We start from the raw sequence: 12,943 nt of genomic DNA on the forward strand, positions 1-12,943 counted from the left end.
CGGCGCCGCGGTTGCCCGGCGGCAGCGCTGATGTCCAGCCGGGTCACGGCCGCCCCGCGATCACCGCGCCGCACCGCGCCACGACCGGCGGCCCCCGCATCCCGCTCGGCTGCGGGGGCCGTCACCACCTCGACGTCCGGGCGGCGCTCTATCGGGCCGCGTCGTCGGGGTAGGCGGCGGTCGCCTGGATCTCGACGAGGAGCTCCGGGCTCGCGAGGCCGCTGACGCCGATGATCGACCAGGCGGGGTAGGGCGCCTTGACGAGCCGCTGCTTGGCCGCGAGGAAGCCGGACATGTTCTCGCGGATGTCGACGTGATAGCTGGTCACGTCCACCAGGTCGCCGAGGCCGAGGTTCTCCAGCCGGAGGATCTCCTCGAGGCGCCGGATGGCGAGCTCGGTCTGCTCCTCGGCGGTCTCCCCGGCGACGCCGTCGGGGCGGCGGCCGATCTGGCCGGAGATGAACAGGTGCCCGTGCGAACGGATCGCGGGGGCGTGGCCGAAGCGCGCGAAGGCGCTGGTGGTCCCTCCGAAGACCGGGGAGTTGTCGGGGACCTCTACGGGGTGGGCTGCCATGGCGGTGTTCCTTCTCTCTGGTGTCTGTGTCGTCGGTGTCTGTGTCGTCTTCGCCGACCGGGCGGCGGGCCGGGCAGGGGCGGTCAGTCGCCCCACCGGGAGGAGCCGCAGGCGTGCTCCATCCGGGTCCGGCCGAAGGACTCGCGTTCGCGCAGGAATTCACCAGGGATCGCGTAACGCGGGCCGTTCTTCGGGTTCTTGGCGGCTTGCGCGACGATCGCGTCGGTGAGTGAGCGGATCATCTCCAACCGCGGATAGGCGGCGTGGATGATGTCGGCCTGCTCGTCGCTGAGGCAATCGGCGTAGGCGTTGCCCATCGGGCCGCCGAAGTCGAGCGCGACGCCTTCGCGGACCAGCACGCACAGCGTGCCGCGGCGCTCCGCGATGCCCGACGAGGTGTGCAGGGCGATGGCCTGCCAGACCTCGTCGGCGTCTGCCTCGGACCGTCCGTGTTCCACGAGGAACGCGGCGGCCCGGTCGGCGCCCTCGACCTCGAACCGCTGGGTGTGCGGGCCGTCCGAAGCCACCCCGAGGTCGTGCAACGCGCACGCCGCGAACAGCAGGTCGTCCTCGTAGTCCTGGCCGGCGGCCAGTTGGAGGCGCGTGGCCACGAGCCGGGCGAACAGGTAGGTGCGAATGCTGTGGTTGAAAACCGAGGGCGATTCCACCGGCTTGATGAGCTGTACGACAGCACCGGTGAGCGGTGTGCCGGGCAGCGCGATCAGGTCGGTGGCCGCCTGGTTGCGGGGAGATCCGGTCATGTCCACCAGGCTGGCAGGCACCTCCCTGACCAGGTGAGTGGCAATATTGACTCCTATCAACAGAATATTGCCATCGCGTGACGGCAGGCCGGGCCGCGGCCGTGAAAGCGCCTACGGCCCGTCCGGCAGGCGAACCGCGCGCAGCGCGTGCGCGGCGAGGAGTCCGGCGCTGAGCGCCGTCACGATGCCGCAGCACAGATGGGCGCTGGTGTGCGAACCGCCGAAGGACGCCGCGAGGTTGAGGGCGGTACTGACGCCTAGGATGGCCCACAGAACGGACCGGAAGGCGCTCCGACGGCTCGGCTGCGGGGGCGGGGAGACGACGTTCGGCATGGGGAAGTCCTCTGCGAATCCGGTGGTCGAAGGCACAGTTGACGCTATCGACCGTCTCAGGCCCGGACGATCCCGCAGACTGCTCGACAGCGGGTACGGCAGGCTGTTCGACCGGTGGTACAGCAGGCGGTACCGTTTCGCGTTCCGCTCCTGTCGGGCCGACCGGAACCCTTGGGGCACAGGAAAGCGGAAGCGGTCGGGGAGGGAAGGATGACGGCGGGGACGCTGTGGCGGACACCGCGCCTGCGCGGGGCGAAGGAAGCCGGCACCGCGGTGCTCAGAGCGGCCGGGGCCGCGATCGGTGAGCTGGCGGGCGGTTTCGGCACCGCGCTTCCCGCGCTCGCGCTCCTGATTCTGTTGCTGCTCACGGCTGTTCTGTCGCTCACCGGCACAGGTCTGCTGCTGGTGGGCCCCGTGCTGGGCGGGCTGCACGCCCTGGCCCGGCGCGAACGCCGGCGGCTCGCCCGCCGGGGCCACGACCTCATCGCTCCTGACCCACCTCCCACGCGCCCGCGGGCTGGACTCGTCCACCCCACCACCCGGCGCGAGATGCGCTGGCTTCTCCAGCACGCCTCGGCCGGACTGCTGTTGGCGCTGACGGGCATCGCTCTTCCCGTCCTCGCGGTGCGCGACACGGCCTTCCCGCTGTACTGGCGGTTCGCCCCGAAGGACACCACCGCCGCCTCCATCGGCATCGGCACCGCGCACACCTGGCTGGACGCGATCGCGGTGTCCCTGCTCGGGGTGGGCTGGATCGCTCTCATCCTGGGACTCACTCCCGCGCTGGCACGGCTGCAGGCGAGGCCAGCCCGGCGCTTCCTCGCTGCCGATCCCGGCACCGATCTCTCGGTCAGGATCCTTGAGCTGACCGCGAGCAGGGCCGCGGCCCTCGATGCCCACGCCGCCGAACTGCGCCGTATCGAACGTGCCCTCCACGACGGCAGCCAGAACCGGCTGATCTCCGTCACCGTGCTGCTCGGTGCGGCCCGCCGCCGGCTGAGCCGCGAGCCGGACCCCAAGGACGAGGTCATCGAGATCCTTGAGCGTGCGCACTCCGCCGCCGAACAGGCCCTGGCCGACCTTCGCGGTGTCTCCCGCAGCATCCTCCCCCCGGTACTGGAGGCCCAGGGCCTCGCCGGGGCTCTGGCAGGGCTCGCCGCCGACTGCGCGGTGCCCTGCCGTACGGACGTCGATGTCCCCGTACGGTGCGCCGTGTCCGCCGAAGCGACCGCCTACTTCGTGGTGGCCGAGGCACTGACGAACATCACGAAGCACAGCGGTGCACAACAGGCCGCCGTGAGCGTGCGGTCCGACGGCGTACACCTCCGCCTCACCATCACCGACGACGGCAGGGGCGGCGCCGACGAGGACGGCGGCTCCGGCCTCACCGGCATCCGCCGCCGGGTGGAGGCACACGACGGAACACTCCGCCTGGCCAGCCCCGCCGGCGGCCCGACAACCCTTGAGGTGGTACTTCCCTGTGGAACGTGACCCGCGGATCGTGATCGCCGAGGACGACCCGCTGCTGCGCGAGGGCCTGGCGCTGCTCCTGCGCGCCGAGTCGATCGAGGTGGTGGCGACGGCAGGCACCCCCGAGGCCGCGCTCGCCGCCATCGACGAACACAGGCCGGACGTCGCCATCTTCGACGTGCGGATGCCGCCCACCCACACCGACGAGGGCATCCGCGCGGCCGTTGAGGCCAGGCGCCGTCAGCCCGGGCTGGCGATCCTGGTGCTGTCCGCCTATGTGGAGCAGAGTTTCGCGACCGAACTCCTCAGCGACGGCGTGGGCCGGGTGGGCTATCTGCTCAAGGAACGGGTGGGCCGGGTCGAGGAGTTCCTGGACGCACTGCACCGGGTGGCCGCCGGTGGCACCGCGATCGACCCCGAGATCGTCGCCCAGCTCTTCACCCGGTCCCACCGGGACGCCCGCCTGGAGCGGCTCACCCCACGCGAGCGGCACGTCATCGCCCTGATGGCCGAGGGGCTGGGAAACGGCGCGATCGCGAAACAACTCGTCGTCACGGAGGGCGCGGTCCACAAGCACATCCGCAGCATCTTCGCCAAGCTGGACCTGTCGCCCACCGACCACGTGGACCGAAGGGTGACCGCCGTACTGAGGTATCTGGAGGGCGCCACGGCGAGGGTGAGGTAGAGCCTGCTGTACCGCGCTTCGATGCGTACGCGGGAATGATCCGCCGACGCGGCGGTGGTGTGCTGAACACATCAACCGGCCCGCCCGAAGGAACAGTCCAGTGCGCCAACACCAAACCCACGCCTCCACCGGCAGCCGAGCCGACGTCCCGGCAGCCCGGACTCCCCAGCAGTCCGGAACGCTCCGGGCCGACGAGGATCAGCAGCCCGGCCGAGTCCCCGCCGACGCAGTCCAACCGGGCCGAGTCCACACCGGCGGGCCCGACCGCCACCGCTCCAGGCATACGCCCGACGGCTCCGGGCTGCGCGAAAGCCTCCGGCGCCGACCGCTGCTCTGGTTCTTCCTGCTTGCCTTCTCGCTGAGTTGGGCGGCCTGGACCCCGTACGTGCTGTCCCGCAACGGTCTGGGCGTCTGGCACTTCACCTTTCCAGGAGGCAGCATCGGAAGCCAGCTGACCGGTGTGCTGCCCGGCGCCTATCTCGGACCCATCGCCTCCGCGCTCCTGCTGACCGGGCTCACGGAGGGGCGCCGGGGCCTCAGGACCTGGGGGCGGCGCATGACCGGGTTCCGGCTCAGCTGGCGCTGGTACGTCGCCGTGCTGCTCGCCGTACCCGTGGCACTCACGATCGCCGCCACCGCCCTGGACGACCGCGGCCCCGCCATGCCGACCTTCGCGGTGCTGACGGCGTACCTGCCCGGTCTGATCCTGCAGTTGATCACCACGGGGCTCGCCGAGGAACCAGGCTGGCGGGAGTTCGCCATGCCGCGCGCCCAGGAACGGTACGGTCCGCTGCCCGCCACCCTCCTGGTCGGTGTTCTGTGGGGAGCCTGGCACCTGCCGCTGTTCCTCACCGAATGGGGTGGCGGCCCGCACGTACAGCCCGCCAAGGTGGCGGCGTTCCTCGCTACGACGCTCTGCTTCAGCTTCGCGATGACCTGGGTGTTCAACCGGTCCGGCGGGAGCATGCCGCTGGTGATGCTCATGCACACGAGTGTGAACAACTTCTTCTCCGTCGCCTGGACGGCCATGTTCCCCCGGCTCTCCGACGACGACACCACCTACGCCTTCCTCCTGGCCTCGGTGGCGGCGGCCCTCCTCGTCCTCGTCCTGACCCGGGGCCGGCTCGGCTACCGCCCGACCGCCGCCGGCCCGGCCTCTGTCCGGCCGGCACCGGGTGCGGAAGCCGCCGGCCTGTAGCGGTGCCTGCCTGTCGTGACACCTGCCTGCTGTGATGCCCGGCCTGCTGTACGCCGGGCACGCGGTCATGGCGCGCCGCCAGGCCGCGGCCCCCGGTAGCCCGGCCGGGACGAGCGGTCGATGCCGACTTCGTAGCGGATGCGGGAGCCGGCCCTGTTGCCGCTGACGTGGGCGTCCGTGGAATGGATGGCCAGGCCGACGGCGTGGTCGGGGGAGGCGGCGAAGACGTTGCCGGTGACGGTGGCGTGCTGTACGTCCTCGAACATCAGGGTCTGTGAAGCCTTCAGGGTCTCGCAGTAGTTGTCCCTGACGGTGATGTCGTACGTGTGGCCGCGGCCGTCGCCCTCGCCGTCGTTGGGGCCCTCGGCCATCAGGCACATGTTGTCGATCCGCTCGCAGCGGTTGCCCTCGATCAGGACGTGGTGGCTGGGCGGGGTGTCGCTGGCGAAGGTCTGCATGCAGTCGGCGTGGCCGTACCGGTTGGAGGCGCCGGTGATGGTGTTGTGCTGGATCTTCAGGTCGTCGCCGAAGAAGCGCAGGCCGTCACCGTCGCCGCCGTGCGGGCGGGTGACGGTGTTGTTCCGTACGGTGATGTCGTTTCCGGTCATCTCGATACCGGGGGCCCGCGGGGTGTGGACGGTGTAGCCCTCGACGACGACGTGGTCGGCCTCGATGGTGATGCCGTCGACGGTGCGGCCGTTGCCGCGGTGGACCGCCGGGTGCCCGGCGGTGCCTCCTTCGGTGATGACGAGCCGTACGGATGACCGCGAGGACGCGGACCGCACGGCGGGGGCCGGGCTCAGGGACACGGGCCGGGGCACCGGCTGGGCGGTCGCGGCCGTGAGCGTCGCCAGCAGGGCGGCACCGACGATGAGCCGGCCGCGGATGCCCTTCGGAGGGCGGGTCGTGGTCGTCATGGTGCGGGAGCGTAGGAGCTGTCCCGGGGAGGGGTCCCGGGCGCCGTGGCCGGCGTCGGCCGGGCATCAGACGGCGTCGGCCGGCGTGTCAGGCGGCACCGACCGGCGTGTCAGGCGGCATCGATCAGCGTCAGGTCCATCGGAACGAGGCTGGTCGACGCCATCAGGGCGCGGATCAGGTGGTCGTTGAGCGCGTTGCCGACCGGCTCGCCCACCTCCTCACGGGTCAGCCCGGCCACTCCGTCGCGGGAGAGCCGCAGACGCACCGCGTTGACGGTGTGCTCGACGCGCTTGTCCGTCCAGCCGGCCCCGGGCCGTGAATCGGCCAGCAGGGCGGCTGTCTGCTTCCACGTCAGCGGCTGCGGGCGGGGCTCGTGGAGCAGATACCGCCGTCCCAGCACGACGAGGACCGGTTTCTCCTGCTCACTGAGCTGCCACACCCGGGGCGGCCGGGTGACATCACCGTGGCGCGGCACCGGCCGCTCGTCGTCGGGGCCGGTGACGAAGGCCTCCAGCAGATGCTCGCGGCCCCGCGAACCACCGGCGAACAGCGGGGTGTAGCCGGTGGCGAGGGGAAGCGGCTCCTCGCCCCTGAACAGCAGCCGGGACCCGGCGCAGCGGATCGGCAGCCGCCCGTCGTTGCACACCCACCACTGCCCGCCCCGGTGGGTGAACGTGCCCTGGTGCCGGCTGACCCGGGCATCGTCCTCGCCCACGCAGATGTGCACATCGGGCCGGTTGCGGCCGAACAGCACCTCACGGCCCTCGCCCGGGCCCAGTGCCAGGCCGCCGGTGAGCGCCAGCGCGTAGAGCGTCCCGGGCACCGGACCGGAGGCACCCCTGGCCAGGCTGCCGTGGCCGGCGGGCAGGACCTGCCCGTCAGGGGAGGGACGTACTGCTGTGGGGCCTACTGCCGTGGGACGTACCGGCGCGGGACGGACTGTCGTGGGGTGTACCGGAGCGGGGCGCGCGGTCACTTGCTCTCCGGCTGCTGCTTCGCGAGCTTGTGCACCACGGTGGCCGACAGTTTCTCCGCGGTGTCGCAGAGCCGTCCGGCCGGCTGCGGCGCGTAGACGGTCAGCTCCACGAACTCCACGATGTCGTCGCCGACGGCGCTCGTGTACGTACGGTGCGGGGTGCGCACGACGCAGCTGTGATCGCCGGATTCCCCCGGTGACACATAGCTCTTCCGCCCGGCGACGCGGACCGGCTCTCCGTTGTCGGACAGTTCGTTGTCGCGGTTGAACAGGACGTCCACGCCCGTGTCGCCGGTGGAGGACGACCACTCGCACCGCCAGCCGCCGAAGCCCCGGTCCGGGTCCCGGGTCTCGACGCCGGGCACCTTCCCGAGGGCGGACGCGTCCAGCACTGAGCACGCGTCGCGACGGGCCAGGGAAGCCGCGGCGACGGGCGAGGAGCGCCGCGGGACTTCCCCGCGGTCCAGCACTCCCACGGCCACATCGGTGCCCGCGTCGGCCAGTCCGCACGGATCGGGCGCCCCCGCCACGCGCCGCTTCGCCACGAGTACGACCTGCTGGTGGTCGGCGGTCGCGATGTGCCGCTCGCACTCGTCACCGTCGCGTGCGTACGCCCCGACGGTGACGTTGCCGACCCGCCGGGTGGGCACGTCACCCTCGAACTGTGCCCGGGTCCTGTCGAAGGCCAGCTCCAGGTCCGCGAGTTCGTCCCCGTTGCGGGTCTCCACCACGACGTCGCATCGGTTGAACTCTCCGTAGGCAGGGTCGAGCCTGGTCGCGCCGAACCGGCTCAGCGCAGCGGCGTCCAGCAGTCCGCAGGGGGCGGCCGTAGCGGCGTCGCCGATGGTCCCTGCCCGGCCCGCGGGTGCCGTGGCCGGGGACACGGCGTCCGGGTGCGCCCTGCTGCCGCTTCCCGGGGTCCACGGGTGCAGGACGGCGGCCGTGATCGCCGCCGCCGCGACCAGCGCCCCCGCCGTGACAGCGACAGGCCGGCGCCGACGGCGTACGGCGCGTGGCAGCCGGCGCGTGACGGAGAGGAGAGGGCTGAGCGGCAGGGTGACGCCGTCGTGCAACTTCGCCGCGATCTCCGGCGGGGGCGGGGCGGCACGCGTCAGCAGCCGGTACGCCCCGGTGGCGTCGGGCCGGTTCCTGGGCTCCAGCTCCAGCAGCGCGGCCAGCGGTCCCGTGAGCAGGCCGGCCCGCACCATGGGTTCGATGTGCCCCTCGATGGCCCGGGCCACGTACGCCATGGGGTGCTCGGCCTGCCCGTACGGCGACTGCCCCTCGACCGCCGCGTACAGGGTGGCGCCCAGGGAGAACACGTCGGACTTCTCGTCCGCGGACTTCCCCTTGACCAGTTCGGGCGCCAGATAGCGGGGCTTGCCCCGTACGACACCGGTTGTCGTCCGGGTGGCCTCGCTCCACAGCGCCCGGGAGATCCCGAAGTCGGTGAGCCTGGCGATGCCTTCGCCGGTGACCAGGATGTTCTCCGGGGTCACATCGCCGTGCACCACGCCCTCGCTGTGCGACTTCGCGAGCGCGGCCGCGATCTGGCCGCCGATGGCCCCGGCCTCCGCGGGCGGCAGCGGACCGCGTTCGGTGACGAGCTGTGCCAGGCTCCGCGCGGGCACGTACTCCATGACGATCCAGCAGGTGTCGGCGTCGTGGTCGCAGTCGAAGACACCCACGATGTTCGCGTGGTGCAGCCGCCCGGCGTTCCGTGCCTCTTTCATGAGCTGCTGTGTGGCCCGGTCGTCGTCCGGGTGGGAGAACTTGACCGCGACCTGCCGCTCCAGCCGTTCGTCCCAGGCCCGCCAGACGACACCCATGCCGCCCTTGCCGATGGTTTCCTGTAACAGATACCGGCCTGCGACCTTGGTTCCTGCCTCCGGCGTCACCAGCACCGCCCGTCCTCACCCCTCGTGCCACATGACACCCCATGTGCCGCAACGATCACGGAGTGTACTCGGCGGTGACCATGCCGGCAGGGCTTCGTGCGGACCGGCACAAGATCCTCCCAGGGCCCGGCGGTTACCTCCCCGTACGGCCAACGGTCCTGCGACCGCGAGCGGTTGGCGCACCATCGGCGGGCGCCCGGGCGGGCGGACCGGCCGTACCAGGTCAACGGCGGTGCCGCCGGGGATACTTGGCCCTGCGGGGTCTGCCATACTTCGGGTTTCCGAGGCAGTGGCAGCCTCCTGAGGCAGTGGCGGAACAGGGCCGGACGTGAACCAGAGCGGACCGTACATACATCAGCGCACCCCGACCGAGCGCTCCCAGCTCCGTCGCACGGACCTCATCGCCACCGGACGGAGGCTGTTCGCCGACACGTCCTACGACGCGCTGTCGATGGACGACATCGCCCGGCACGCCGGGGTCGCGAAAGGGCTCATCTACTACTACTTCAAGAGCAAACGCGGCTACTACCTGGCCGTCGTCGAGGAGTCGGTGTCCGATCTGGTCGCCCGCGCGGCCAGCGACACCGAGCTGCCACGGGCCGAGCGGGTGCACCGCACCGTCGAGGGGTACCTGCTCTACGCCCAGCACAACAGGGCGGCCTTCCGCACCATCGTGACCGGTGGTGTCGGCTTCGACACCCAGGTGCAGGCGCTGCGCGGCGCGGTCCGCGAGGAGCTCATCGCCACCATCGCCGACGGCGCCTACGGCCGCCGGGACATCCCGCTGCTGGCCAGGCTCGCGCTGCTGGGCTGGCTGAGTGCGGTGGAGGGCATCACGCTCGACTGGCTCGGCCACCAGGAACTCGACCGCGCGGAGATCCGGGAGCTGCTGGTGCGGATGTTGCGCAACACCCTCGACACCATCGGCGAGTTCGTCGACGAGTGCCCGTCACCGCCTCCGGAGTGAGACCCGGAGCGCGCGCCCGGGGGGTGGAGGCCCGCCGGCCTCCACCCCCCGGTTCGTGCCCAGTGGTCCTAGCTGACGGCGTGGATCAGTTCGCCGTTGGAGGTGTCGCCGCTGAGCTCCCAGAGGAAAGTGCCGCCGAGGCCCTGCTCGTTCTTGTAGGCCATCTTCCCGGCGATGGTGGCCGGGGTGTCGTAACTCCACCAGTTCGAGCCGCACTTGGCGTACGCGGTACCGCCGACGGTGCCGGTGGCCGGGCAGCTGGTCTTGAGGACCTTGTAGTCCTCGATCCCCTGCTCATAGGTGCCGGGCGCCGGTCCGGTCGCCGTGCCGCCGGGGGCGTCCTGGGTCACGCCGGTCCAGCCGCGGCCGTAGAAGCCGATACCCAGGAGCAGCTTGTCCGCGGGCACGCCCAGGCCCTTGAGCTTGGTGATCGTGGCGTCGGTGTTGAAGCCCGCCTTCGGGATGCCGGTGTACGAGGTGAGCGGGGAGTGCGGGGCGGTCGGCCCCTGTGCGTCCCAGGCGCCGAAGTAGTCGTACGTCATCGGGTTGTACCAGTCGACGTACTGGGCGGCTCCCGCGTAGTCGGCGGAGTCCATCTTGCCGCCGTCCGAGGCGTCAGCCGTGATCGCGGCGGTGACCAGCGACGACGAGCCGAACTTGGCGCGCAGCGCGGCCATCACGTTCTTGAACGCCTCCGGCCCGCTGGTGTCGCAGGAGAGGCCGCAGTCGTTCGGGTACTCCCAGTCGATGTCGATGCCGTCGAAGACATCGGCCCACCGCGAGTCCTTGACCAGGTCGTAGCAGGACTGGGCGAAGGCGGCCGGGTCCTTCGCGGCCTCGGCGAAGCCACCGGACCAGGTCCAGCCGCCGAAGGACCAGATGATCTTGAGGTTGGGGTGCAGCTTCTTCAGCTCGCGCAGCTGGTTGAAGTTGCCCGCCACCGGCTGGTCCCAGGTGTCGGCGGTGCCGTCCACGCTGGAGGACGCGTCGTAGGTCTTCTGGTAGTCCGCGTAGGCGTCGCCGATGGCGCACTTGCCGCCGGTGACGTTGCCGAACGCGTAGTTGATGTGGGTGAGTTTGTCCGCGGAGCCCGAGGTCTGGATGTTCTTGACCTGGTAGTTGCGCTGGTAGACATCCCAGTCCGCGTAGTAGCCGACGACCTTGCTGCCCGCGGCCGTCCTGGTGCCCGCCTGGGTGCTCGTGGCCTTCGTGGCGGCCGCGGCGGCGTGGTGCTCGCCCGCGGCCGCCGTACCGGCGCCGGCGAGCAGTGAGACGCCGAGGGCCGCCGTACAGGCGGCTGCGAGCAGGGCCCGGACCCGGGCCCGTGGGTGGAATCGTCCGAACATGCTGTCTCCTCGTGGGGAGGGGGACGGAAGATGAGGGCTGTCTGGTGTGCGTTTTGGCATGAACGCGAAAAGCCAACAGCTGGAAGGTAGATGGACTAGACCAGTGCGGTCAATGGTTCGGACCAATTTCGCCCCGTGACGGAAGTCCGCCGATCGGGCATACTCAAGCCGCCACAGCCTCTGGTCAGCCTCTTCCGCGATCCGGGAGGGCAGCATCGGCTGAAGGTGAGATCCGGCAGCGTCGCCACACCCTGGCCACGCGTACGCCGCAGCGCCCGACAGGGAGGAGAGCGTCGCCATGCCCGACCGCGCCCCGCAGTTGGTGGACCGCCAGTTGCCCACCGAGGAGTCCCGGGACCTGCTCGCGCTGGTGCGCGACATCGTCCAGCGGGAGATCGTCCCCGGTGCCGCCGCCGATGAGGAAGCCGGCCGGTTCCCCCGTGAGGTCTTCACCCTGCTCTCGGAAGCCGGACTGCTCGGCCTCCCCTACGACTCCGCGTACGGCGGCGGCGACCAGCCGTACGAGGTCTACCTCCAGGTACTCGAAGAGCTGGCAGCGGCACGGCTGACCGTCGGCCTGGGCGTCAGCGTCCACTCGCTCGCCTGCCACGCCCTCGCCGGATACGGCAGCAAGGAGCAGCGGGCCGCACACCTGCCCGCGATGCTCGGCGGCGGGCTGCTCGGGGCGTACTGCCTCTCCGAGCCCACCTCGGGCTCCGACGCCGCGTCGCTCCGTACGAAGGCCGTACGGGAGGGCGACGACTGGGTCATCACCGGCACCAAGGCATGGATCACGCATGGCGGCGTCGCCGATTTCTGCACGGTGCTCGCGCGCACCGGAGGCGAAGGGGCGCGCGGGATCTCGGCGTTCCTCGTACCGGGTGACGCCGAAGGGCTGACCGCCGCCGTCCCCGAGAAGAAGATGGGGATGAAGGGCTCGCCCACCAGTCAGCTGCACTTCGACGGCGTGCGGGTGTCCGGCGAGCGGCTCATCGGGGACGAGGGCCAGGGCTTCGCCATCGCGCTCTCCGCGCTGGACTCGGGGCGGCTGGGAATCGCCGCCTGTGCCATCGGAGTTGCCCAGGCGGCGCTGGACGAGGCGGTGCTGTACGCCACGGAGCGGCAGCAGTTCGGCCACCCCATCGCGGACTTCCAGGGGCTGCGCTTCATGCTCGCCGACATGGCCACCCAGATCGAGGCGGGCCGCTCCCTCTATCTCGCGGCCGCGCGGCTGCGGGACGCCGGGCGCCCCTTCTCCCGGCAGGCCGCCATGGCCAAGCTCTTCTGCACGGACGCGGCGATGCGGGCCACCACGGACGCGGTCCAGGTGCTCGGCGGCTACGGCTACACCGCGGACTTCCCGGTCGAGCGGTTCATGCGGGAGGCCAAGGTGCTGCAGATCGTCGAGGGCACCAACCAGATCCAGCGGATGGTCATCGCCCGCCACCTCGCGGGTCCTGAGTCGCGCTGAACTGACCCGGCTGGACGGTCGTCGCGGTGAGGTGTGCCCACTCCTGGTCGCTGCGGCCCGGCAGGGTCCGTCCGGCCCGTCCCCACTGGCGGACCAGGGCCTGGTAGATCGGCGCGTCCGTGGTCTGCGGAAGCGATTCTTCAGGGGCGGGCACGGTGAGCCGGCGCAGCCTGGCCCCTGTTCCCGTCCCGGTCCCGTAGTGCAGAAGAGTCATACACGGTCAACGCCCGCCGACGGCGCGCGGTCACCGCCCCGCGCCGTCGGGCGTCTGTTCGCGCGGTCAAGGCGCGGTGTGCGCCGCTTGGCCGGGTCGGGTCGGAGCGGGTCGGGCCGGCCCGGGTCGGTC

General features: G+C 71.4%; 13 protein-coding genes. 5 read left to right on the plus strand and 8 right to left on the minus strand.

What is annotated here, in order from left to right:
* Positions 1-148 precede the first annotated feature (148 nt).
* From G3I19_RS28095 to G3I19_RS28105, 3 genes are all read right to left on the minus strand, one after another.
* Complete coding sequence (locus tag G3I19_RS28095; RefSeq protein WP_164266522.1) at positions 149-574, minus strand: RidA family protein; 426 nt, start codon at positions 572-574, stop codon at positions 149-151.
* 83 nt (positions 575-657) lie between these two features.
* A complete protein-coding gene (locus G3I19_RS28100; protein ID WP_164266523.1) occupies positions 658-1,335 on the minus strand; it encodes an HD domain-containing protein in 678 nt (225 codons plus the stop codon).
* A 111-nt stretch (positions 1,336-1,446) separates the two neighbouring features.
* Positions 1,447-1,668 carry a hypothetical protein gene (locus G3I19_RS28105; RefSeq protein WP_164266524.1) on the minus strand — a complete coding sequence of 74 codons (222 nt, stop codon included), beginning with the start codon at positions 1,666-1,668 and terminating at the stop codon, positions 1,447-1,449.
* A gap of 210 nt (positions 1,669-1,878) precedes the next feature.
* On the opposite strand from G3I19_RS28105, the gene G3I19_RS28110 reads away from it, so the two are divergent.
* The 3 genes from G3I19_RS28110 to G3I19_RS28120 all read left to right on the plus strand — a co-directional run bounded on the left by G3I19_RS28110 (position 1,879) and on the right by G3I19_RS28120 (position 5,021).
* Positions 1,879-3,159 (plus strand): sensor histidine kinase, encoded by a 1,281-nt coding sequence (locus G3I19_RS28110; RefSeq protein ID WP_164266525.1) that lies wholly within the window; start codon positions 1,879-1,881, stop codon positions 3,157-3,159.
* The gene (locus G3I19_RS28115) at positions 3,149-3,823 is read left to right on the plus strand and encodes a response regulator transcription factor (RefSeq protein WP_164266526.1); all 675 of its coding nucleotides are present in this window, start codon (positions 3,149-3,151) and stop codon (positions 3,821-3,823) included. The genes G3I19_RS28110 and G3I19_RS28115 overlap by 11 nt, the downstream gene beginning before the upstream one ends.
* Before the next feature lie 100 nt (positions 3,824-3,923).
* Entirely contained in the window at positions 3,924-5,021 is a 1,098-nt protein-coding gene (locus G3I19_RS28120) for a CPBP family intramembrane glutamic endopeptidase (RefSeq protein ID WP_164266527.1), read from the plus strand.
* A 65-nt stretch (positions 5,022-5,086) separates the two neighbouring features.
* Here the strand turns inward: G3I19_RS28120 and G3I19_RS28125 are convergent, their stop codons facing one another.
* From G3I19_RS28125 to G3I19_RS28135, 3 genes are all read right to left on the minus strand, one after another.
* Positions 5,087-5,938, minus strand: coding sequence for a right-handed parallel beta-helix repeat-containing protein (locus G3I19_RS28125; protein ID WP_164266528.1), 852 nt, complete (start codon positions 5,936-5,938; stop codon positions 5,087-5,089).
* A gap of 110 nt (positions 5,939-6,048) precedes the next feature.
* Positions 6,049-6,762 carry an FHA domain-containing protein gene (locus tag G3I19_RS28130; RefSeq protein ID WP_343235234.1) on the minus strand — a complete coding sequence of 238 codons (714 nt, stop codon included), beginning with the start codon at positions 6,760-6,762 and terminating at the stop codon, positions 6,049-6,051.
* Positions 6,763-6,911: 149 nt separating this feature from the next.
* Positions 6,912-8,819 carry a serine/threonine-protein kinase gene (locus G3I19_RS28135; RefSeq protein WP_164266529.1) on the minus strand — a complete coding sequence of 636 codons (1,908 nt, stop codon included), beginning with the start codon at positions 8,817-8,819 and terminating at the stop codon, positions 6,912-6,914.
* A 322-nt stretch (positions 8,820-9,141) separates the two neighbouring features.
* On the opposite strand from G3I19_RS28135, the gene G3I19_RS28140 reads away from it, so the two are divergent.
* Entirely contained in the window at positions 9,142-9,780 is a 639-nt protein-coding gene (locus G3I19_RS28140) for a TetR/AcrR family transcriptional regulator (protein ID WP_164266530.1), read from the plus strand.
* Positions 9,781-9,848: 68 nt separating this feature from the next.
* Here G3I19_RS28140 and G3I19_RS28145 read toward each other — a convergent pair whose 3' ends face one another.
* A complete protein-coding gene (locus G3I19_RS28145) occupies positions 9,849-11,126 on the minus strand; it encodes a glycoside hydrolase family 18 protein (protein WP_164266531.1) in 1,278 nt (425 codons plus the stop codon).
* Between the two features lie 298 nt (positions 11,127-11,424).
* Here G3I19_RS28145 and G3I19_RS28150 point away from each other — a divergent pair, with 298 nt between their 5' ends.
* Positions 11,425-12,597: an acyl-CoA dehydrogenase family protein gene (locus tag G3I19_RS28150; protein WP_164266532.1), complete on the plus strand. Its 1,173-nt coding sequence runs from the start codon at positions 11,425-11,427 to the stop codon at positions 12,595-12,597.
* Here G3I19_RS28150 and G3I19_RS28155 read toward each other — a convergent pair.
* Positions 12,560-12,811: a hypothetical protein gene (locus G3I19_RS28155; RefSeq protein WP_203600424.1), complete on the minus strand. Its 252-nt coding sequence runs from the start codon at positions 12,809-12,811 to the stop codon at positions 12,560-12,562. The two genes, G3I19_RS28150 and G3I19_RS28155, sit on opposite strands and share 38 nt — an antisense overlap.
* Positions 12,812-12,943: the final 132 nt, after the last annotated feature.

The organism is Streptomyces sp. SID10853, assembly GCF_010548145.1.
GTDB lineage: Bacteria > Actinomycetota > Actinomycetes > Streptomycetales > Streptomycetaceae > Streptomyces.